General features: G+C 41.7%; 22 protein-coding genes and 1 tRNA gene. All 23 read left to right on the forward strand.

Annotated features, from left to right (window positions below; genetic code table 11):
* Positions 1 to 350: 4Fe-4S binding protein (locus P9L93_04760; protein MDP8230399.1), on the forward strand; the 350-nt coding region annotated here is incomplete at its 5' end.
* Positions 351 to 707: 357 nt separating this feature from the next.
* Positions 708 to 1,436 carry a transporter gene (locus tag P9L93_04765; GenBank protein MDP8230400.1) on the forward strand — a complete coding sequence of 243 codons (729 nt, stop codon included), beginning with the start codon at positions 708 to 710 and terminating at the stop codon, positions 1,434 to 1,436.
* A gap of 430 nt (positions 1,437 to 1,866) precedes the next feature.
* Positions 1,867 to 3,483: a hypothetical protein gene (locus tag P9L93_04770; GenBank protein ID MDP8230401.1), complete on the forward strand. Its 1,617-nt coding sequence runs from the start codon at positions 1,867 to 1,869 to the stop codon at positions 3,481 to 3,483.
* 250 nt (positions 3,484 to 3,733) lie between these two features.
* Positions 3,734 to 4,585 carry a Fic family protein gene (locus P9L93_04775; protein MDP8230402.1) on the forward strand — a complete coding sequence of 284 codons (852 nt, stop codon included), beginning with the start codon at positions 3,734 to 3,736 and terminating at the stop codon, positions 4,583 to 4,585.
* Between the two features lie 45 nt (positions 4,586 to 4,630).
* Positions 4,631 to 6,463 carry an ATP-dependent DNA helicase RecQ gene (locus tag P9L93_04780; GenBank protein MDP8230403.1) on the forward strand — a complete coding sequence of 611 codons (1,833 nt, stop codon included), beginning with the start codon at positions 4,631 to 4,633 and terminating at the stop codon, positions 6,461 to 6,463.
* 198 nt (positions 6,464 to 6,661) lie between these two features.
* Entirely contained in the window at positions 6,662 to 7,447 is a 786-nt protein-coding gene (locus P9L93_04785) for a 3'-5' exonuclease (protein ID MDP8230404.1), read from the forward strand.
* A 15-nt stretch (positions 7,448 to 7,462) separates the two neighbouring features.
* Positions 7,463 to 8,116 (forward strand): SagB/ThcOx family dehydrogenase, encoded by a 654-nt coding sequence (locus tag P9L93_04790; GenBank protein ID MDP8230405.1) that lies wholly within the window; start codon positions 7,463 to 7,465, stop codon positions 8,114 to 8,116.
* 10 nt (positions 8,117 to 8,126) lie between these two features.
* Positions 8,127 to 9,350: a peptidase U32 family protein gene (locus tag P9L93_04795; protein ID MDP8230406.1), complete on the forward strand. Its 1,224-nt coding sequence runs from the start codon at positions 8,127 to 8,129 to the stop codon at positions 9,348 to 9,350.
* Between the two features lie 150 nt (positions 9,351 to 9,500).
* On the forward strand, positions 9,501 to 10,409 hold the full coding sequence (locus P9L93_04800) for a hypothetical protein (protein ID MDP8230407.1): 909 nt from the start codon (positions 9,501 to 9,503) through the stop codon (positions 10,407 to 10,409).
* A 559-nt stretch (positions 10,410 to 10,968) separates the two neighbouring features.
* Positions 10,969 to 11,841, forward strand: a complete 873-nt coding sequence (gene hisG, locus P9L93_04805; GenBank protein MDP8230408.1) for an ATP phosphoribosyltransferase — start codon at positions 10,969 to 10,971, stop codon at positions 11,839 to 11,841.
* Positions 11,842 to 11,965: 124 nt separating this feature from the next.
* On the forward strand, positions 11,966 to 13,519 hold the full coding sequence (locus tag P9L93_04810) for a tetratricopeptide repeat protein (GenBank protein ID MDP8230409.1): 1,554 nt from the start codon (positions 11,966 to 11,968) through the stop codon (positions 13,517 to 13,519).
* A complete protein-coding gene (locus P9L93_04815) occupies positions 13,486 to 14,310 on the forward strand; it encodes a transketolase (GenBank protein MDP8230410.1) in 825 nt (274 codons plus the stop codon). The genes P9L93_04810 and P9L93_04815 overlap by 34 nt, the downstream gene beginning before the upstream one ends.
* Positions 14,311 to 14,319: 9 nt before the next feature.
* Positions 14,320 to 15,258 carry a transketolase family protein gene (locus tag P9L93_04820; GenBank protein ID MDP8230411.1) on the forward strand — a complete coding sequence of 313 codons (939 nt, stop codon included), beginning with the start codon at positions 14,320 to 14,322 and terminating at the stop codon, positions 15,256 to 15,258.
* A gap of 66 nt (positions 15,259 to 15,324) precedes the next feature.
* Positions 15,325 to 16,212 (forward strand): 4-(cytidine 5'-diphospho)-2-C-methyl-D-erythritol kinase, encoded by an 888-nt coding sequence (gene ispE, locus P9L93_04825; protein MDP8230412.1) that lies wholly within the window; start codon positions 15,325 to 15,327, stop codon positions 16,210 to 16,212.
* On the forward strand, positions 16,199 to 16,597 hold the full coding sequence (locus P9L93_04830) for a septation protein SpoVG family protein (protein MDP8230413.1): 399 nt from the start codon (positions 16,199 to 16,201) through the stop codon (positions 16,595 to 16,597). Before ispE ends, P9L93_04830 begins: the two co-directional genes overlap by 14 nt.
* Positions 16,598 to 16,607: 10 nt before the next feature.
* Positions 16,608 to 16,681: transfer RNA gene (locus P9L93_04835), tRNA-Gln, on the forward strand.
* Between the two features lie 76 nt (positions 16,682 to 16,757).
* Positions 16,758 to 18,026: a sugar phosphate nucleotidyltransferase gene (locus tag P9L93_04840; protein MDP8230414.1), complete on the forward strand. Its 1,269-nt coding sequence runs from the start codon at positions 16,758 to 16,760 to the stop codon at positions 18,024 to 18,026.
* Positions 18,027 to 18,115: 89 nt separating this feature from the next.
* Entirely contained in the window at positions 18,116 to 19,060 is a 945-nt protein-coding gene (locus P9L93_04845) for a ribose-phosphate pyrophosphokinase (protein ID MDP8230415.1), read from the forward strand.
* Between the two features lie 77 nt (positions 19,061 to 19,137).
* Positions 19,138 to 19,869 carry a 50S ribosomal protein L25 gene (locus P9L93_04850; protein MDP8230416.1) on the forward strand — a complete coding sequence of 244 codons (732 nt, stop codon included), beginning with the start codon at positions 19,138 to 19,140 and terminating at the stop codon, positions 19,867 to 19,869.
* 17 nt (positions 19,870 to 19,886) lie between these two features.
* Positions 19,887 to 20,459 carry an aminoacyl-tRNA hydrolase gene (gene pth, locus P9L93_04855; protein ID MDP8230417.1) on the forward strand — a complete coding sequence of 191 codons (573 nt, stop codon included), beginning with the start codon at positions 19,887 to 19,889 and terminating at the stop codon, positions 20,457 to 20,459.
* Complete coding sequence (gene rpsF, locus P9L93_04860) at positions 20,456 to 20,740, forward strand: 30S ribosomal protein S6 (GenBank protein MDP8230418.1); 285 nt, start codon at positions 20,456 to 20,458, stop codon at positions 20,738 to 20,740. Before pth ends, rpsF begins: the two co-directional genes overlap by 4 nt.
* 73 nt (positions 20,741 to 20,813) lie before the next feature.
* Positions 20,814 to 21,248, forward strand: coding sequence for a single-stranded DNA-binding protein (locus tag P9L93_04865; protein ID MDP8230419.1), 435 nt, complete (start codon positions 20,814 to 20,816; stop codon positions 21,246 to 21,248).
* Between the two features lie 17 nt (positions 21,249 to 21,265).
* Positions 21,266 to 21,562, forward strand: coding sequence for a 30S ribosomal protein S18 (rpsR, locus tag P9L93_04870; GenBank protein MDP8230420.1), 297 nt, complete (start codon positions 21,266 to 21,268; stop codon positions 21,560 to 21,562).
* The last annotated feature ends 22 nt before the right edge of the window (positions 21,563 to 21,584 follow it).

A 21,584-nucleotide genomic window follows, 5' to 3' on the forward strand; every position in this document is an offset into this window, starting at 1 on the left:
ATCTTAACCCCTTTAACCTATTTAATCTTGATTTCGAAGCATTCAGTATTCTGCTGACAGTAATCATTGTATCGTTGGTATCATTCATTGCCTATCGCCCATTCTGTCAATTCATTTGTCCTTTTGGCCTTATTTCGTGGATAGCTGAGCGATTTAGTATTTTTCGTGTTCGAATTGACAAAGAAAAGTGTGTCCAATGCGGTGCCTGTATAAAGGCGTGTCCCTTAGGAGCTGCAGAAGGTCGCATTAACAGGAAAATATTACCGGCAGATTGTTTTAGCTGTGCGCGTTGTTTGAATGTTTGTCCAGTTGATGCTATCCAATATACGTTTTTCTTAAAAAAAGGGTAATCTAAATGATTGCACCAAGAAGCAATTATTTTAAGAGCGTACTGTTCTCCATAGTTATAATTTTTATATTTCTGTCTGTGGCAGCAGGGTTTCTGCATAATCACAGCGATTCAGAATTTCATAATGATTGTCCTGTGTGTATTTTAGCTATAACCGCATATATAATTATATTTTTCACAATCCTTCTTTTTGTAGATTTTCCATATATTGGTTTTACTTATATTACGTTCCAAAAGTTTATATATATAGATTTTTACTCCTCAAATTTTTCTCGAGCTCCTCCATTTCTCTTTAAAGTCTAATTTCGTCACTTAAAATTCACTTATACTACATAAAATAGAGGAGTGTTGCCTTTATATGAAGAAAATTTTATATCTAACCTTATTTTTAATGGGTATTGCATCTTTTGCGTATGCAGCAAGGCCATTATCTACCGATGATGCAGGAACAGTAGAAAAAGGATTTTTTGAGATAGAGAACGGTTTTGAATATGTTAAACAAGATGATGAAGAATATAATTTGAGCTTTGCTTTGAAATACGGTATTAGTGAAAGTTTTCATATAGGAGTAGAGCTTCCATATAAGTTTATTAACTTTAAGGAAAGCGAGGATATGGATGGTATAGGAGATCTCGTAGTTAGTTCTAAATATAATTTCTTGGAGGATGAAGGGAATTTGCCCAGCATGTCTTTAGGTGTCAGTATCAAGACAGAAACAGGAGATGCAGATAAAGGCTTAGGCACAAGTGAAGTAGATTATGGTGTTAATGGAATAATGAGTAAGGAAATAGGAAGATTAATCTCGCATTTAAATGTAGGTTATACATTTGTTGGAGGGCCAGGAAAGGATACATCTTCCTATGGGCTTGCTATGGAATATCCAATAAATGAAAATTTGAATGTATTAGGAGAGATTACTGGTGAGACAGCTTTTGATGGAGATTTTGATGACAATCCTTTTAGCGGACTGGTGGGGGTAAATTATGCTATAAATGCGATGGTAATGTTCGATCTTGGAATAGGCTTTGAGATTTCAGATGCAAGCCCTGATTATACTATTGTTACAGGTTTGACATTAGGATTTTGATATTTTCATTAAGGATTGTACTAGTCACTATTTGGTCACTAGCAATAATCCTCAAAATCACCAATTCTCATAACTTATTGTGAGATAATAGGTTACAACCATACAATCCATCTAGGACATCAGATTTTCGATCTGACGACACCGGTTCGAATCCGGTTGGGGACGCCATTTTATCATAACTAATTGTAAAATAATAAGATAGGAAAGTACTTAATAAGCTACTCTTGAAGTGTCGTCAGATTGTATCTCTGATGACATAGCGGGGAGGGTCGAATTTAGCAAGTTTGTAGTTTTTTCAATAATGCACCCACTGTAGCCATCTTTGTCTCGAAATCGCACCCCTTCCCAATAAGCTATATTTGTGATATACTTATAATTGAATAAGTAGCTCAACTTAGCCCCTGAGAAAGGGCGATTTTTTGCCATGATTATGACGAGATTTAGAAAACTGTTAATCACAAAAACAATAGGATTGGTTATAATAGTTACGTTCTCTGTAACTACTACAGTCTACGGCATAGATTTGTCAGACTTCGAGCATCTTAGAAAGCCCCTTGATTTTAGCGATGTTTCTTTGGATGCGGACAAGAGACACAGCGATGCAAGAAAAGACTTGGTAGCTACAGAAGAAAATCTAAGACTTATAGATGAAAATGAAAGAAATGATATTTTGCAAGCGATTAAAATTTCCATAGAGGGAGTAAGAATAGCAAAGCGTCTAAAATTAATTTCTCGAAAACAAAAAAATGAAAATATTTCTTTGTTGCGAGAATTAAAAAGAAAAAATTCAATCTTTATTCGTTCGAATCCTGAAAAAATATTAAACATAGATTATTTTTTGGGGCCAATTCGTTCCAACGAAAGATTTATTTTTGCCCAAGAATTATTTAATAGGTCCTGGTTTAAAGGGCGTGGCCTGGAATACCTATCCGACCTTATTCTCTTTCGCACCCTATCTACCGATGACCTAAGAAATAAAATCATAGGCGAGGAGAAAGTTATCAAGTTAAAGCAAACAGTAGAATTTTACCTAGAAAACTATAGGAAGTCTCCCCAAGAAAGAAACCTAACATTGCTCTATTTTGAAGAATCGTTAGAAGATATTAGGCCCAGAGTAACAGAAGCAATAAAAGAAGTGATTGACCAATTGTTTTATCAGGAATCTGAAGAACGCAATAAATTAATACAAAGCTTAGAAACGTTAAATATTTTTAGATCTAGGAAGGGGAATTGGTTATCTACTAGCCATTATTATTGGGTACTTTTTAAAGCCTTGTTTCTTGGGCATTCTGTTAAGAAAGATGTTGTTCATCATGAGATGGGGCATCATAGTAGATACCTTTTTAATTTAGAAGACCCTTTCAGTGTATTTGGAAATATAGTAAGAGGACTTTTGGGTAAGGAAGACGAAAACGTACAAAAGGGGAAAGATTATGCCCGTTCTTATTTGGAGCAAAAAGTAACTCAAGGGGAACTCAAGAAAACAATAAGCGAAAAATGGTTAGAGGGTAGGACTAAAAAATATAGAGATCCTAAAGATTTTTTCTCTGACGAGGATTATAAGGCAGGATATTTTTTAGCAGGTCTTTTCTTGGGATTACATGGGAACGATAAAAAACGGGCAATGAAATTTGCATTGGATTTAACTTTTGCCGAATGGTTTAATTGGACAAGAAAATTTTTGAAAAAATATTATTTTTTAAATAACCTTTATCTTGCTTTAGGGCTGGTAGGTGATATTTTATTTGTAATATCCGGTGGATGGGGTATTTATATATTAACAGAATCAGCATGGGCAGTAGTTGGTGGCGTTATCGCCATTATTGTTCTCGGAGCATTTTTAATGACAGGGCATGAATCTTACCGTGAGAAATTATTCAATGAAAGAGTCGAAAGAGGAGATGTTAAAGATTTTGGTGCACCAATTGCAGATATAGACCTTATAGATGAAGAAGCTCCTCAACATAAGACTGATGATGCAGATGCAGCAAATAATTTGACTTCCGAACTAATTAAGTTTAGAAAACTTCAAGCAGACGATTTATAAAAAATTATTCTATTAAAAAGATGCTTGAACTAGTCACTATTTGGTCACTAGCGATAAACTGAAAACTTACCAATTCGCCCAACCTGTTGTAAAATAATAAGTTGTAAGTATAATATTTTACTAGGACATCAGATTTTCGATCTGACGCCGATAAAACCCCTTGACATTGTATATACCATATGGTATATTTTAAATGGTGATAAATATGAAAAATGGTATATTTTCCGTACAAGAGCAGATTAGTTATATTATGAAAATGTCTGGTATGAACCAGGCAGATATAGCTAGGGCTTTAGAGGTGGATTACAAGACTGTAAACAGGTGGATTAACGAAGAAAGGGCACCGCATACTGCACATAGGCAAAAGCTTTATAAGTTATTTATCGAAAAAGTTGATTTGCCTTTATTGGCCGCTAGATTAAAAAAAAGATACAAGAATCCTCTGAAAACAATAAAAGAAAACCCCAGCATATATAATAAGTTCCTGGTAAGTTTGACCTATAATTCAGATGCGATCGAAGGCAGCACTTTAACAGAGAGTGATACGGAAAGGATCATTATACAAGGAGATGTCTTGGCCAATAAAAGCCAGAAGGCACAACAAGAGGCAATAAACCATAAGACAGCGCTGGAGTTTGTATTTTCAAAAGCAACCAGGGATTTTAAAATAGACGAAGGTTTTATATTGTCGTTGCACAGAATGGTTATGCACGGGTTAAGCAAAGACGCGGGTCAATTAAGAAGGGTAAACGTAAACATAAGAGGGCTTCAGAAAAAATTGTCCCACTACCAGTTTGTTCCGCAGCTATTTAAGGAGTTTACCTCAGATGTAAATACGTACGGGGGTAATGTGATAAAAAAGACAGCCATTAATCATTATGAATTTGAAGAGATGCACCCATTTAGTGATGGGAATGGCAGGGTGGGTAGGCTCATTTCCATAACTCAGCTATTATCAAAAAACTTCCCTCCTTGTGTAATACAAAATAAAGACAGAGAGCGTTACTATGGTGTTCTGCAGATGGGAGACATACATAGGTTTGACCCTATAGCGAATTTTTTCGCTGAAAGCATTTTGCAAGGATATGCTTTGTTGGAATAACTTTCCTCCTTGACCATCCTGATTTTTCTTCTATAATATAACGACATGCGTTATACCAGAGATCAAATATTATCCGCGCTCAAACAATATTGGGGTTATACTTCTTTCCGGCCTTTACAGGAAGAGATAATTTTTTCTATTCTCGAGGACAAAGAGAGCCTTACAGTCCTGCCCACTGGCGGGGGAAAGTCACTCTGCTTCCAATTGCCGGCGCTTCTTAGGGATGGCATGGCAGTTGTCATTTCTCCGCTTATATCTCTCATGAAAGACCAGGTGGACGCGTTAAAAGATATAGGAATAGCCGCGGTATATTTAAATTCCAGCTTATCTATTAAGGAACAAAGAAAAATAATAGCGCTTATCCAGGAGCAAAAAATAAAACTTCTCTATATCTCGCCTGAGCGTTTGCAGAACGAAGAGACAGTTGATCTCTTGCGCTCGGTACAGGTCTCCTTTTTTGTAATAGATGAGGCGCATTGTATAAGCCACTGGGGGCATGATTTCAGGGCTGACTATCGTAATCTCAGGATTATAAAGGAGATGTTCCCGTCGATGAGTGTCCACGCGTTTACAGCCACTGCTACAAAAGCAGTGCAGGATGATATTGTGGCCCAGCTAAAATTTGACGACGCGAAAGTACACATTGCTTCTGTAGACCGGTCTAATCTGACATACAGGGTGGTGCCCCGCACGATCATTATACAGCAGATAACTGATGTGCTGAAAAAACACGTTAACGAACCAGGCATTATATATTGTCTGCGCAGGGATGATGTTGACACGATATCTGATAAATTAAATAAACTTGGTTTCGAGAACCTGCCTTATCACGCGGGCCTTACAGATGAAGTGCGCCACGTGAACCAGGATAAGTTCGTGCGTGAACAGGTCAATATAATAGTGGCAACAGTTGCCTTTGGCATGGGTATTGACCGTTCAAATATCCGTTTTATCATACACGCTGCTATGCCCAAAAGCCTGGAATATTATCACCAGGAAACAGGACGCTCTGGCCGCGATGGACTCCCGTCATATTGTTACATGTTTTTTGGCGGCAGGGATTATCGCACCTGGAAGTTTCTGTCGGAAAAATCCTCTAATCAGGATACTCTCGTTGCTAAACTAAATACAATATATCATTTTTGCTCAAAGCCTCAGTGCAGGCACAAGGCTATCGCAGCTTATTTTGACCAGGTGTATGATAAAAATTCCTGCGCGGCCTGCGATTATTGCCTGGATGAATTTGACATGGTCGTGAATCCTTTAAAGATAGGGCAGGACATATTGTTCTGTATATACGAGGTCACACAGGATATCTCTTACGGATTTGGCGCAGGCCATATAGCCAATATATTAAAGGGGCATCTGACCGATAATGTTGAAAGAAGAGGACATCATAAGTTAGCCAAGTTTGGTATGATGACCGGCACTTCGCTGGAATTCATAAGATACATGATAGAGCAGATGATAGGCCAGGATTTTCTTGTAAGGGAGGGAGCGTATTCTACACTTTCGCTTACGCCTTCCGCGATAAAGGTGCTAAAAGGCGAGATCACTCCGACGCTGGTCAAGCCGCTACTGGCCAAAAAGAAAAAAGAGATCGCGAAGAAAAGAAAAGAGATAAAAGAAAAAGAATGGCAGGGCATAGATCAGGAATTATTTCAGATGCTTCGCAGGAAACGAGCAGAGCTTGCGTTTAACCATCGTGTCCCAGCCTTCATAATCTTTGGAGACAAATCCTTAAAAGACATGGCCATCATAAAACCTACCACAAAAGAAACCTTTGCCACAGTATTTGGAGTAGGCGCCAAAAAAGCAGAGACCTACGCAGACACCTTTACTTCAATAATCAGCGAATACCTGAAGTCATATGACTGAATATATTTGCCCTCACTGCAAGCAGCCTGTTTATGATGACGATGCAATAAGGTGTCTTTATTGCGGGGAAAGTCTGAACCGTAGCATAGGCTTTATGGCACGCATAAAATATCCACCGTATAAAACAATAATCATCGCTGCCGTAATATTGGTCTTAGTAAGTTTTATCGCATTAATAATTAGATAAGAGGTGAAAAAATGAAATTACCGAGTTCTTTAGTGGTGTTTGATCTTGAGACGACCGGTACTTGGATTGAGAAGGACAGGATAGTCGAGATCGGTATGATCAAGTTATTGCCGGATGGTTCAAGAGAGGCTTATGTAAAACGCGTTAATCCTGGCATACCAATTCCACCTAATGTCAGTCGTATTATTAATATCGTGGACGGTGATGTTAAAGACGCGCCGCGATTTAAGGATATAGCCAAGGAGGTGCAGGAGTTTATAGGCGATTCTGATCTTGGCGGATTCAATATCCTGAGATTTGACCTGCCTGTATTGGAGCGCGAGTTTTTTGACGCGGGCTTCAGTTTTTATTGGCGCGAGCGTAATATATACGACGCGCAAAAAGTTTATCACATACACGAAAAAAGGGACCTGACAGCCGCTTACCGGTTATACTGCGGAAAAAATCTTGATAACGCGCATTCCGCCCTGGGTGACGCTGAAGCAACGGTCGAGATATTTGACGCGCAGATCAAAAAGTACGGGGCCGTGGAGCAGGGCATAGAGTCTCTGAAAGATTTTGATTATGAACGCTCCAGCGCTTATTTTGATAAAGGCCGAAAGTTTTGCTGGTGGAATGGCGAACTGTATCCAATGTTCGGTAAATATGGAAAGAAAAAACACATAAAGGACATCCTCAAGAATGACCGTCGATATTTAGAATGGGTGATTACCAAGGATTTTAGCGAGGAAATCAAGGTGATGATAAAAAAAGCCCTGGCCGGAGAATTGCCGCAGGCCCCGTCATTTGATAATTAAAAGGAGGTTTAGCGTATGACTTATCTAAGGATAATTTTAATATTAATATTCCTTTCAATCGTTTCTTGGGTAGGGGAGTCCAATGTTTTTGCTGAAAAATTAAAACCCATTGAGCTTTTAAAACCTCAGCTCGAAAGAGGCGTATTGTTAATGCAGGCGCTCAAGGAAAGAAAATCAGAACGTGAGTTCAGCACCAAGGAGCTTTCCCTGGAACTTATTTCAAATCTTTTATGGGCTGCTTCTGGCGTAAACAGGCCTGATTCTGGAAAACTTACATCTCCCACTGCAAAAAACTGGCAAGAAATCGAGATATATGTGGCTATGGAAAAAGGATTATATTTATACAATGCCCAAAAGCATACCTTAGAACCGATCATGGCTAAGGATGTGCGGGAGTTTGTCGGGCTTCAGTCTTTTACGCAAATAGCTCCTCTTGATCTTATATATGTAGCTGATTTTGCAAAAATGGGTGGACATAATGAAGGGACAATTTTTTATTCAGCGACCGATACAGGGTTTATCAGTCAGAATGTATATCTTTTCTGTGCATCAGAAGGGCTGGCAACTGTTGTCCTGGGCTGGGTTGATAAACCAGCCTTGTCAAAAATCATGAACCTTAGAGACGATCAAAGTATAATACTTACACAGCCAGTAGGTTATCCAGAGTAAGGGAAATTTTATGAAACGTAAAAAAGTTGAACTCGTGGCTCCAGCAGGATCCTGGGCTGGGCTACAGACTGCTATAAAATATGGGGCAGATAGTGTGTATTTTGGCGTAAGAGATTTGAACATGCGCCACAGCGCAGAGAATTTTGATTTACTCGAGCTGGACAAGGCAATGAAGTTATTGCATAAAAACAATAGAAAAGGTTACCTGACTTTAAATACTATCATCTACAATAACGAACTTAGCAAGATCAGGAAGATCCTGAAAAAGGCTAAAAAAGCAGGCGTGGACGCGGTTATTGCTTGGGACATGGCTGTTCTTAAGATAGCTAAAGAATTAAAACTCAAGGTTCATCTTTCAACTCAGGCAAGTGTTTCAAATTTTTCTGCAGTGAAATTCTATAGTTTATTAGGGGTTAAAAGGATTGTGCTGGCAAGGGAGTGTAGTTTCGAAGCAATAAAGGATATCATTAAATCCATCAGAAAAGAGAAGATAGGCTGCGAGATAGAGACATTTATCCACGGCGCCATGTGCGTGAGCCTATCAGGAAGATGCTTTTTATCGTCGTATGCATTTGCAAAATCAGCAAATAGAGGCAAGTGTATCCAGCCCTGCAGGAGGCGATATCTTATCACTGACCTGGAAGAAAAGGGCAATAAGTATATTTTGGGCAAGGATTATATATTGAGTCCCAAGGATCTATGCACAATAGATTTTATTGACAGACTTATAGAAATAGGCGTAACTTCTTTTAAAATAGAAGGCAGGATGCGTAACCCTGAGTATGTGAAGGAGGTAACTTCTGTATACAGGACTGCGATAGACGCGTTCTTTAAAGATAGCCTGAGCGCGCAGTTGAAAAAAAATCTCAAGCGCAGACTGAATTCGGTCTACAATAAAGGCTTTACGAACGGATTTTTCTGGGAGACACCTAATGATACAGGTGCTGGCCCTGTAGACAGTAAACACGAAAAGATCTTTTTAGGAGAGGTGGTTAATTTTTACAATAAAAATAACGTCGCGGCCATCCATATAAGGAACCAAGGTGTTAAGATAGGAGACAGGATCGCAATCTACGGAAAAAGCACACCCTTATCCATCGCAGAAGTAAAAGAGATGCAGATAGCCGGCAAGGCAGTAACCTTTACAGAAAAAGGCAAACAAGTAGGCATAAAACTACCCTTCAAAGTAAGACGCAACGACAAGGTCTTCTTTTACAAGCAAAAACATGCTTAACTTTACATTTAAGGTCTTGCTTTAAATGTAAAGTTAAGTACAATTCGCCATACCGCTACCCCCTTCCCAATAAGCCATATTTGTGGTATAATATACTTGTATGAGCATCTCAACCAGGCCCTTGAGAAAGGGTGGTTTTTTGGGTGGATTATGGAGAGAATTAAAAAACAGTTAACTGTGATAACGTTATTTGTGTTTGTATTTACAGCCACAGCTTATAGCGCAGATGGGCATCTAAGGATACCGCTTTTATCAAAAGAGAAAGAGGCCCTGCAGAAATTAAGAGATTTATTTTATAATGACGACATGAACTTGCGAGAACGCTTGCATCTGCAGGGCATAACAGAAAAAGAAATTGACATTATCGGAAAAGAGACTAAAGAGCCTCAAGACTACAGATATTTTTATGAATACGAATTAGGGATTGTGCAAATCAAATCTTTGATGCAATATCTTAAAGGGCCAGTAATTTTAGTTATAGAAGGAGAGATGGGTAGCGGCAAATCTACGTTAATACATAGGCTGGCAACAGGACGCGATTTTGGTATAAACCCTTCAGCTATCACTGTATTTGACGAAGATATTTTAGACATGGAGCATGACGAAGACGAAATGAGAGATATAATAGAATTATTTATCGAAACGATAGAAACTGATAAGAATTTTATAATTTATGATGGGCATTTTTTTATACAGCATGTTCGCACGTTGCCTAGTGTATACGACAGAACGAAAGAGTTACTGAAAAAGTTTTATATTATTAAAGTTAGCATAGAAGCTATCTGGGATAGAGAAGGGCGTATACTGACAAAAAACGAAGATTTTGTTACTATACCCACAATTGGTGACCTAGACTTTGATGATAAGTTGCAAAGCCAGAAAAGATATATTATGATTAAGCCCGATGCGATACTACAAAAGGCAAAAGGGGATTCTTCAAAGGACTTATCCCGAGATGCTGTCCAACTCGGCAATAAGAAAAAAATCATAAAAGAACTAAATCGTCTAAAAGTTAAGACGCTGCATTTTCTTAGGAAAATTGGTTTTAGATTTTTGTGATGTAGAAGAGAGTAAGCAGTCTTCCTAATAATCCCATCCAAATATCAGATTTTCGATCTGACTCCGACTGGTTCGAATCCACCGGGCGGAGGGGCCCACGAACAGAATACCCCACGCACCATAATATGGGATAAAGAGATTGCTTCGGCCCCGGTAAATCGGGACCTCGCAATGACATACATATTTCCCTGTTAACTTACCGATTATCCTAAAACCTATTAATCGCTTATAACTTTCCTCTTTACAAAACCTTACCCACCTTGTATAATAATTCAGCTGCATGCCCCGTTCCAAATTTTATAGGATGTGGAATTGTTTAGGGGTATGTATGTTTTTAGAGTCACTAAATCAATATGACAGCCAAATCAAAGATTTGGAACGGGGTGAAGAAAAAGGCTAAGCGTATAAAGGTACGTAGGTCTTGGACCATTAATCCCAAAACTCGCGTAAAAAAGAGTGAGAAGCGCTATTCCAGAAAAGATAAAATGAGATTGCTTCGCGGAGTTTACCCCGAGCGAAGTCGAGGGGCCCGCAATGACGTATTGGAGGGTGATAAGATATGAAGTTAAAACTTGGACTTCCTAAGGGTAGCCTGCAAGAGGCTACTATCCGGATGTTTAAAAAAGCAGGCTTTAATATATCTATAGGTTCTAGAAGTTATTTCCCATCTATAGATGATATAGAGATAGAGCCGTTTTTATTAAGGGCGCAGGAGATGGCGAGATATGTTGCTGATGGCGCGCTTGACTGCGGCATTACAGGCAATGACTGGACCATAGAGAGCGGCAAACAGGTCGTAAAGGTGTGCGATCTTATATATGGCAAGCAGGGCCTCAGGCCAGTGCGCTGGGTTCTGGCAGTACCGAAAGATTCAAAGATAAGAAGCGCAAAGGATCTTAAGGGAAAACGTATAGCCACTGAACTCGTCAATGCTACAAAGGCATATTTTAAGAAGAAAAAGGTGAGCGTGGATGTAGAATTCAGCTGGGGTGCGACAGAGGCAAAGGTGGGCGCAGGCCTGGTAGACGCAATAGTCGAACTTACTGAAACAGGCATGAGCCTCAAGGCTAATAACCTTCGCATCATCGATACGATCTGCGAATCCACGACTCTTGTAGTAGCAAATAAGGCCTCGTGGAAGAATCCATGGAAAAGGCAGAAGATAGAATCCATAGCGCTTCTTCTAAAAGGCGCGTTGGCAGCTGAGGAAAAGGTAGGGCTTAAGATGAACGTGGAAGAAAAGAATCTCAAGAAAGTGATCTCCATTCTTCCTGCCATGAAAAAACCCACCATCTCAAAACTTTCTCAAAAAGGATGGTGCGCGATAGAGACTATAGTTGAAGAAACAATCGTTCGTAATATTATTCCAAAGCTGAAAAAGCAGGGCGCTCAAGGAATCATCGAATATCCATTGAATAAAGTGATACAATAACAGGAGGTCGTACATGCCTTGTGGCAGAAAACGAAAACGCAGAAAGATCTCGACTCATAAGAGGAAAAAAAGACGCAGAAGAGATAGACACAAGAAGAAGTAACCGCGGTTTACAACATTGATAATGACTTCGAGACATTTATTAATCTTAGCGATTGCAGGGATAGTGGCTTTGCATGGCGTGGGCTGCGTGTCTACAGAGAAGGCAAAGAAACGCGTAACATTCAGCCCTGCCCAGGAGATTTTGAGGATAGCAGAGAAAAAGACTGCTCCGTCCATAGCACCCCGTTCATACGCCCATTATTCTATGGGCATGATCTATGACAATGAAGGCAATGTCTCCCAAGCAATAGAAGAATACCTTAAGGCCATTGAGATCGATCCTGGCGCAGCGCCTGTGTATTATAAATTAGGCGCAGCTTACGTAAAACTGGGCAGGGCTAACGAGGCCATTGTAAATCTCAAAAAGGCATCAGAGCTCGACAAAGAAAATAGTCACGCCAGATTTTTGCTCGCTCTTATTTATACCTCTCAGCAAAATTATGACGAGGCAGCAAAGGAATACGAAGAGATCTTGAAAAGCGACCCAAAGGATCTCGCGATCCTTACGTCCCTGGCAGATATGTATATACTTGGCCAGGATTTGGACAGGGCCATAAAGATCTATGAAAAACTTGCTGGAGAAAAAAGGGATTCACCGCTGATCCATTTTAATCTCGGAGTCGTATACACAAAGGCAGCGCGGATCGAGGCCGCGGTGAAAGAATTTAAAAAGGCAATAAAGTTAAGGCCAGATTATCTGGAGGCCCATTTAGCCCTGGCAGTGCTCTTTGAAATAAATAATAATCTGGATGGGGCAATAACGCATTACGAGAAGTCGATAAAACTCGACCCTGTAAATACAAAATTATATCGCCAGTTGGGTCAGCTCTATTTTCAGATGGAGAATGCCACTGAGGCGATACGCCAGTATAAGCTTTTGTTGAAGTTTGACCCTGAGGATGTTATTGCGCATATAGAGCTCAGTTATATCTATGTCGCAGATTCCAGGATCGATGATGCGATAGAACTTTTAAAAGAGGCGCTTCTTCTGGAGGAAAGAACAGAGGATATCTATCTTGCCTTGGGTTTTTGTTACAGTGAAAAAGGCGACAAAAACTCCGCGGTAGAGTCGTACAAAAAAAGCATAGAAGTAGACCCCTTTAATCCAAAATCTCATTTTTATCTGGGGGCAATGCTTGAAGATATGGGCCAGCGGAAAGACGCGTTCCTGCAGCTGGAGAGATCCCTAGAGTTAAATGCTGATGATCCTGAGGTATTGAATTATCTTGGTTATATATACGCTGAGGAAGGCATAAATCTTGAAGAGGCAGATCGTCTAGTAAGAAAGGCGCTCTCTATGAGCCCGAATAACGGCGCGTATATAGATAGCCTTGGGTGGGTTTATTATAAAAGGGGCATGTTTGAAGAGGCGAAGCTGGAACTTGAAAGGGCGATAGGGCTGATAGGTGACGATCCTGTAGTATATGATCATCTGGGAGACGCGTATTTTAAGACAGGCGCGCTTGATCAGGCAAAAGGGGCCTGGCAAAAATCACTCCAACTTAACGAAAACAAGGAAGTTCAAAAGAAACTGGATGAGCTATGTCAAAAAGAAGAGCTGATATCAAAGAATTAGAAAAAATAGCAAAAGAGATCCGGATTGAAATAGTGAAGATGCTTACTTGCGCTGGCTCAGGCCATACAGGTGGGTCGTTATCCATGGTGGAGCTTGTCGTGGGGCTTTATTTTTATAAGTTTAGATGCGAATCTGACAAGCCACTCTGCGATACGCGTGACATATTTGTGCTTTCAAAGGGCCATGCCTGTCCTGCGCTATACGCAGTGCTCGCGCACATGAATTTTTTCGATAAGAAAGAACTATGCACATTGAGAAAGACAGGCACGCGGCTTCAAGGCCATCCTCAGGTCGGACTGCCAGGCATAGAGGCATCAACTGGTTCTTTGGGTCAGGGCCTTTCGATCGCGAATGGATACGCGCTTGCCGCAAGATTAAACAAAGACCCTAAGCGCATCTATTGTCTTATGGGCGATGGTGAGCTCGATGAAGGACAGATCTGGGAAGCAGCCCTTACATCAGCGCATTATAAGTTAGATAATGTGTGCGGCATAGTGGATAATAATAAATTTCAGATAGATGGAAGAATAGAAGATGTAAAAGGCCTTGAACCACTTAAGGAAAAATGGCGCGCGTTTAACTGGGAAGTGCTGGAGGTAGACGGGCATAGCATAAAAGAAGTGGTAGATGCTTATGACAAGGCAGAAACCATAAAAGGAAAGCCTACTTTAATAATAGCGCACACAGTGAAGGGAAAAGGCGTTTCATTTTTTGAAAACCAGAATCAATATCACGGCGTAGCCCCTAGTAAAGAAGAATTAGAAAGAGCGTTAAAGGAATTAGGATCGTAGAAAGGCAATATGGACAGAAAACCAACAAGAGATGGATTTGGCGAAGGACTTTTGGAGCTGGGCAGTAACCGGCAGGACATAGTGGTACTTTCAGCAGACCTGACAGATTCTACGCGCGCAGGATGGTTTAAAAAGAAATTTCCTGAGAGATTTTTTTCAATGGGCGTGAGCGAACAGGACATGATCTCTACTGCAGCAGGCATGGCGCTTTCAGGCAAAATAGCCTTTGCCTGCACATTCGGAGTATTTGCCGCAGGCAGGGCATGGGATCAGGTACGGGTCTCAGTCGCATACATGGATCTGGACGTAAAGATAGCTGGGACGCATGGAGGCGTATCAGTAGGACCAGATGGCCCAACGCACCAGGCAATAGAAGAGATAGTGCTCATGCGCATCCTGCCAAACATGAGAGTAGTTGTGCCGTGTGATGCTATAGAAGCGAAAAAAGCGACCATTGCCAGCGCTTCTTGTAAGGGCCCTGTGTATCTGAGGCTGGGCAGGTTAAAAGAACCCATTATTACAAAAGAGGAAGATAGTTTTGAAATAGGTAAAGCAAAGGTTTTAAGGAATGGCAAGGATGTTACGATCATAGCATGCGGCCATGAAGTGAGTGAAGGACTTATCGCATGCGAGATTTTAAAAAAGCAAGGCATTGACGCGCGTCTTATTAATCTACACACAGTAAAACCGATTGATAAAGCCACGATTTTAAAAGCAGCCAGAGAAACAGGCGCGATAGTAACAGCTGAAGAACATACTATAGCAGGCGGCATGGGCAGTGCTGTATGCGAGGTCTTGATGCAGGAGAACCCAGTGCCAGTGGAGTTCATAGGCGTAAAAGATAGATTTGGCGAATCAGGCGATCCTAACGAGCTTTTTAAGATATTTGAATTAACCGCGGAAGACATTGCTAAGGCGGCGAAAAAGGTTATCGCAAGAAAGAAATAAATGTAGGTCACGCAATAGCTGCTTATAGCAGCTGTAGGGCACACTTTAGTGTGCCAAAAGAGTTTCATGCATGAATTCATTGTCTACGCCCCAGCAAAGTTGAATTTGTATTTAGATGTAGTTGGAAAGCGGCCTGACGGTTACCACGATATAGAAACGATCTTTGAAAAAATAGATTTAAAAGACGAGATCCTCATAAGAAAGAAAGGCAGAACCCTTGAGGTAAAAGTAGAACCTCATGACGTATGTCCTTCAGGCGATGACAACATTGTTTATAAGGCTGTTCAGGCCCTTTTAAAAGAGGCCAATGCTGATCTGGGCTTGGAGATAGTCGTCAAAAAAAATATACCTGTCTCTGCTGGGCTGGGAGGAGGCTCGAGCGATGCAGCATCAGCGCTTCGCTCTATAAATGAACGATTCGAACTGGCTGTGCCTTTCGAACGACTTTTATCCATTGCCTCGGCTACAGGCGCAGACGTTGGATTTTTTATGCAGGATGATCCTTTTGCAATAGGCACTGGCAGAGGAGACACTATAGAACCAATAAATACAGATTGTTCTTTGTCGCACGTGGTCATAAAGTTTGAGCTATCTATCTCAACATCCGAGATGTACAAAAGGCTTGATAGCCACAAGAGAAAATCCAAACGCTCAAACATCAAAGACATCGCCTCGAACATTAAAAATAAAGATATATCTTTAGTAGGCGCGAATTGTTACAATATCTTTGAGGAGGTCCTGGATGGTTATGGCCAGGATATAAAGAGAATCAAGGTTTTATTGTCACAGGCAGCTGGAATGCCTGTGTTTTTATCTGGGAGCGGACCTTCGATCTTCTGCACAGTTAAAAGCAGGGGGGAGGCGATGAAAATAGCAGAGAAGGTGCCGAAGGGAAACAGGTTGAAATCGTTTGTTGTAACAACGAACACTGGAGGCATCTATGGAGATAACTGAGGTTAGGATATTTCCAAAAGAGGGATTGAACAATAAGCTGCGCGCATACGCTACCATAACTATTGAGAATGCATTCGTGGTCAGAAATATAAAGGTCATAGAGGGGAAGAACGGGCTTTTTGTAGCAATGCCGTCGCGAAGAATGAAAGATTCGTGCCCGAAATGCGGGCATAAGAACGAGGTCAGAAGTAAATTTTGCAATGAATGTAGCGCTAGTATCCCTGCAAAGGCACCTGTAGCTGCTACCCCAGAGGCCCAACACGATGCGCGGCAGTCAGAGCATAAAGACATTGCGCATCCCATAACTGTGGAGTGCAGGGAGCGTATCCAGAGAAAGGTCCTGGATGCGTACGAGGCAGAAAAGGGTAAGCCCAAGAGTATATAGCGGAAGATAGTGGGACGTCGTCCAAAGGTAGGACGCGAGGTTTTGGATCTCGTTATTGTGGTTCGAATCCACACGTCCCAGCCATCCTGCGCTCAAATGGGACGAATCTTCGAAGCATGCTTCGGATGGCAAACCATTGACTTACGGAAGGTAGAAGACCATGAAAAATATAGCTGCTGTAATTTTAGCTGCGGGCGAGGGTACGAGGATGCGTTCCTCGATCCCCAAAGTGCTTCATACTATTTGCGGGAGGTCGATGATAGACTATCCGCTGCTTACCCTAAAATCTATCGGCATACAGAATATAGTAGTTGTGGTCGGCCACAGGTCTGGCCTGGTACAAGAAAATCTAACAGGAGTAAAATGCATTAAGCAGGATAAACTTCTTGGCACTGGAGACGCGGTCTTAAAGACGAAAAATGTTCTTTTAAAAGATAATAAAATAGACATGGTTCTTATAACATGCGGGGACGTGCCTTTATTAAAGGCCGAGACATTGCGGAGGCTTATCTCAAGACACCTCTCTACGCGTTCTGGCTGTACCCTTCTTACTTCTCATCTGAAGAACCCTACCGGTTATGGCAGAATTTTACGTTCTGGCAATGATAAGATCGTGAAGATAGTCGAAGAAGTGGATGCCTCGATCTATGAGAAGGTCACAGAAGAGATAAATGTAGGCGTGTATTGTTTTGATAAAGATGCGCTTTTTGACGCGCTCCAAGAAATAAAGCCAAACAATAGAAAAAAGGAATATTACCTGACAGATACAATAGAGATCCTGGCCAAATCAGGCATAGTAGTAGATTCTATATCCACTGATGAGACTGAAGAATTTTTGGGTGTTAATACGCGGAGTGACCTGATGCAGGCAGAGGAGGTTGTGAGGCGCAGGGTCCTGGCTGATATCATGCAGAAGGGCGTGAGCATCATTGACCCGAACAATACCTATATACAGGAGGGCGTTGAGATAAAAAGGGACACGGTAATATATCCCTATACATTTATAGATAACGGTGTTAAAATAGGCCAGAAATGCAGCATCGGCCCGTTCGCGCGATTGCGGCAAGGTACTGTACTGGATGAGGAAGTCTCCATTGGAAACTTTGTGGAGATAGTGCGCTCTAAAGTAGGCAAGGCCACAAAGATCCGCCATCAGTGCTATATAGGCGATACTGTAATAGGCAAGCGCGTCAATATTGGCGCGGGCACAATAGTCGCAAATTACGACGGAAAGCATAAGCATAAGACTGTCATTGATGACAATGCTTTTATAGGTACAGGCACTGTATTAATAGCGCCTGTCAAGATAGGCAAGGGTAGTGTGACTGGCGCTGGCAGCGTTGTCACCAAGAACCATAACGTACCTGCGGGCAGGACGGTGATCGGCGTGCCTGCGAAGATACTAAAAAGGACCAAACACTCTGTGTAATGTTTAATGTGTAATGTGTAATGTACCAAGCTGCCCCAATTACATTACACCTTACACCTTACACATTACACAAGCAAAGTGAGGTAACCATGAACAAGACCGCTTCTATTGTTACAGGTAATTCCAATACGGCTCTGGCAAAAGAGATCGTAAAATACCTAAAGATGCCCCTTTCAAAGGCCATTGTAACTGTGTTTAGCGAGGGCGAGGTATTCGTAAAAATAGAAGAGAATGTGCGCGGCAAGGACGTATTTATAGTACAGTCAACATGTCCTCCTGTAAATGATAATCTTATGGAACTATTGATATTGCTGGATGCATTAAAGAGGGCCTCTGCAAAGAGGATTACAGCGGTACTCCCTTATTTTGGATATGCTAGGCAGGACCGCAAGGACCAGCCGCGCGTTCCAATAACCGCGAAGCTTGTGGCAAATCTTTTGACCACTGCAGGCGCGGACAGGGTACTTACAGTGGATCTGCACGCAGGCCAGATACAGGGTTTCTTTGATATACCTGTGGATCATCTTTTTGCAGTTAATATATTCGTCAAATATTTTAAGCAGCTAAAGATCAAAGACATCACAGTCGCATCTCCAGATGTAGGCGGTATAAAAATGGCGCGGGGATATGCAAAGAGATTAGGCGCGCCATTGGCCATAGTGGATAAAAGAAGGGTTTCAGGAGAAGACACAGAGGTTATGAATATCCTGGGCGAGGAAGAGGTAAAGGGAAGACATGTATTGCTGGTAGATGATTTAGTGGCAACTGCTGGATCTCTTGTTGAGGCAGCAGGTGCGCTAAAGCGCGCAGGCGCAAAAGATGTCTATGCCGCGATCACACACCCTGTTTTGTCAGGCCCAGCAATACAACGCATAGAAAAATCAGCCATAAAGAAGCTGGTAGTAACAAACACCATTCCTGTGGAGGATGGAAAAAAGCACAAAAAAATAAAAGTGCTATCCATAGCACCTCTTTTAGCAGAGGCAATAAAGAGGATACACAACGAGGAGTCAGTAAGCTGTTTATTCGACTGAAAATCGCGGAACCTACGCGGAAGCCGGCCTTCGGCCGGACGCGGAACTTACGCGGAAGATTAACGGGGAGGAATTAAATGGATTTCGTAGAATTACACGCGAGTTTGAGAGAAGGAACAGGTAAGGAGATCAACAAGAAATTAAGGAGCGGTGGCCTTGTGCCAGCGGTTGTCTATAAAAAAGGCGAGGATACCCAGTCCCTGAAGATAGACAAAAAAGAACTTTTTACAACCCTTCATACAGAGGCAGGAGAAAATGTTATAGTAAAGCTCTGTATAGATGGCGCAAAAAAGAAAAAAGAACGCACTGTGATATTTAAAGATATACAAAGGGATCCCATAAAGGATATATTGTTGCACGTGGATTTCCAGGAGATATCTTTGACCGACACGCTCAAGGTAAAAGTGGCAATAGCAGCAAAAGGCGAGGCTATGGGAGTCAAGCAGGACGGCGGCGTACTGCAGCATGTGTTATGGGAATTGGAGCTGGAGTGTCTGCCTACCAATATTCCTGAAAAGATCGAAGTGGATATAACTAACCTGAAGTTAGGCGAATCAATACATGTGAAAGACATCACCATACCTGAAGACGTAAAGGTATTGGATGATCCTGAAGGCGTTGTCTTTAGCGTGGAACATCCTAAGAGCGTAGAGGATCTTGTGGCAGCGCCTGCTGAAGGAGAGTTGCTGGAGCCAGAGGTAATAAAGGAGAAGAAAGAGGTACCTGAGGAAGGCGAGGCAGCTGAAGGCGCAGAAAAACCAGCCCCAGCTAAGGAAGAGAAAAAGGCGGAAAAAAAAGAGGGAAAATAAAGGAACGTTAGCTATACATGAAACTAATAGTCGGCCTTGGAAACCCCGGGGATAAATACGCTCTTACTCGACACAACATAGGGTTTTTGATTTTAGAGGAATTCGCAGGCCAGAATGATATACGATTTAAATCCAATAGGCGCTTCAAGGCGCTTACAGGAGAAGGCGCTGTGGGTAAGGAAAATGTAATTCTTGCCATGCCCCAGACCTTCATGAATCTTTCAGGCCATTCTGTGCGTTCCATGGCGAACTGGCTCAAGATAAACTTGAGCGATATATTATTGGTAGTAGATGACATAGCGCTTGAATTTGGCGCGTTAAGAATAAGACCCAAGGGTTCCAGCGGTGGGCACAAGGGTCTGGGCTCAACAATAGATGTTTTAGGCACGAATGAGTTTTCCAGGATGAGAATAGGCATCATGGGAAGAAAGGGCATAAAGGATTGTTCAAAATATGTCCTCAGTATGTTTACAAAAAAAGAACGAACACTCTTACCAGATATCTTAAAACGCTCCTCTAGAGCGTGCGAGTGCTGGGCGAGACAGGGCGTTGATACAGCAATGAACAAATACAACGGAGGTCAAGGATGAAGAGTTACGAGGCTATACTTATTGTTAAACCAGATCTTAGTCAGGACGGACTTGACAAGACGCTAAAACAGATCAAGGATATCTTTGCAAAGAATAAAGTATCTTCAGAAGATTTCAAAGAAATGGGCAAGCAAAGAATGGCTTTCCCTATAAAAAAATTCAAAGAGGGCGTGTATTATCTTGTGAATTTTGATATGGATCCTGCTGCGATAACCACGATCAAGCGCTCTTTTAATCTGAACGAGACGATATTAAGGACATTGATCATTAGCAAGGGGTGATTACACAGCAGCTTATAGCAGCTGTAGGGCACACTTTAGTGTGCCGAACAAGAGCAAGCAAGGGAGGATAAGGATGGCCAGTTTTAATAAGGTATTTTTGATGGGGAATCTTACAAGGGATCCTGAACTGCGTTATGTACCTAGCGGAGCGCCTGTTGCCACATTTGGCCTGGCAGTGAATCGCAGATACGTGACACAGCAGGGAGAGAAAAAAGACGAAGTGTGTTTTGTCAGGATCGTAGTCTTTGGAAAACAGGCAGAAAGTTGTAGCCAATACTTGAATAAAGGCCGACTTGTTTTTATAGAAGGTCGCCTGCAGTATCGGTCATGGGAGCAGGAAGGTCAGAAGAGAAATTCGCTGGATGTTGTCGCAGACAGGGTCCAGTTTTTGGGCGCGCCACGCTCGCAGGGTACCGGCGCGGATGTAGACTCTGCCAGCGAGATTCCAAAAGGCGGCGAGGTAACAGAGAGCGCGGGACTAAAAACGGATGAAGAGGCACCATTCTAATTGAATAAGGAGGAGAAATGCCAGGAGAGAGACGAGGTAGTTTTCAGAAGCAAAAGGGTAGATTCCAAAAGGGCAAAAAGAAGGGCCCAAAACGAAAACTTTTTTTTAAGAAGAAGTTTTGCAAGTTTTGCGCGGATAAGGTAGATAGCGTAGATTACAAGGATGTGATGAAACTGAAAAGGTTTATCACTGAGAAAGGAAAGATCCTGCCGAACCGCATAACAGGGAATTGCGCCAAACACCAAAGGGTTGTAGCGCGTGCCATAAAACAGGCAAGATATGTCGCGCTTTTGCCATACGTGAGTGAAGGATAGATTCCGAGGTAAGCGAAGCTCG

This window comes from Candidatus Gorgyraea atricola (assembly GCA_030765235.1).
Taxonomy (GTDB): domain Bacteria; phylum Omnitrophota; class Gorgyraeia; order Gorgyraeales; family Gorgyraeaceae; genus Gorgyraea; species Gorgyraea atricola.